The following is a 1,152-nucleotide window of genomic DNA, read 5'->3' as shown; positions in this document are numbered from 1 at the left end:
TATTTTCTATGAAGATTATCGCATGAAAAAACTATGGTGAAAATGTGGGGACTATTTGACGCTTACGTCTCAATGACATATGAACTCATTTTATCCTCCCCTAAGTTAATAAATTTTCATATTTTACAAAATGATTTTGATAATAATTCGCAAAAAATATGTGCCCATTGCGACATTATTTATCCTCACCTCAAGATTCCCTTCCTTACAAAAACAGTTATTATTATTGTAAATAATTCATTGCAAAATGTAAAGTATTATTTGCATTTTGCAATATAAAATTGCCCTGTTTTTGAACACAAACTAAAAAAAGGTCCCTAACCAGTATGATTAGTAACCTTTCATTCAAGTTTTATTACAGTTGCTTTCCTAAGGGATATATTTTAAATCATAAATTATTCGGGAATTGTATGTCTATATGAGAACTTGCATAAAATTTTAAAGTTTTACTATTACGTGCATCCGTAAACATTGCCTAAAAATACCCTGAGTAATTAAAGTTAGATTCAGCAATTCCATACTTTCTTGCGACATCGGCTAATAAAATATTATCCATATCAAACATCGCCCCATATGCTGATTTACAGTAATTAAAATTTGTTTAATTTGAAGTTTGTTATTTGACCTTCAACGGAATAAGTAAAGACCTTTAAACCCAATATATTGTGGCTACTTTAACCTAAATTCAAATACTGGATAACGTTCCATAGGTTCAAATCCGAGTTTTAAAGCAAGCTTTTGTGAAGGAATATTGCTTTCTGTAGTTTCCCACAGGGGAAACATATTTTTTTCTAAAAAATAAGAAATTATCTTTATCGCAGCGAGAGTAGCATATCCCTTCTTTCTTTCCTCTTCTTTAAATGTATCGATGTCGATAAAATATTCCTTACCAAAAGTAAAACCGTTATTTTTGGCGATTGATAGAATCGTATTCCCCCTTTTAATAACTACCCCAACGGTCTTTTTAGATAATGTTGAGTTCTTTACATATGAAGTTTCCTCCAATGATTCTGGAATTATGTCAAAATTTCTAAATTCAACTTTCTCTTCATTTCTTTTGCTCCTTTTAGCAACTTGTAAAAACGTAAGCGTCAAATAAATCCCACCTACTTATGCAGGTGGGATTAGTTGTATACTCTATTTAGACTTAAT

At 30.6% G+C, this 1,152-nt stretch carries 1 protein-coding gene; it reads right to left on the bottom strand.

Features of this window, described 5'->3' with window-relative positions:
- Nucleotides 1–669: 669 nt before the first annotated feature.
- Complete coding sequence (locus GHD25_RS19770; protein WP_164220072.1) at nt 670–1,095, bottom strand: GNAT family N-acetyltransferase; 426 nt, start codon at nt 1,093–1,095, stop codon at nt 670–672.
- Nucleotides 1,096–1,152: the final 57 nt, after the last annotated feature.

Source organism: Virgibacillus aidingensis, from assembly GCF_010994035.1.
In the GTDB taxonomy this organism is placed as follows: Bacteria; Bacillota; Bacilli; order Bacillales; family Amphibacillaceae; genus Virgibacillus_N.
The sequence above is the reverse complement of the archived record's forward strand: the minus strand, read 5'-3'. Positions and strand labels throughout refer to the sequence as shown.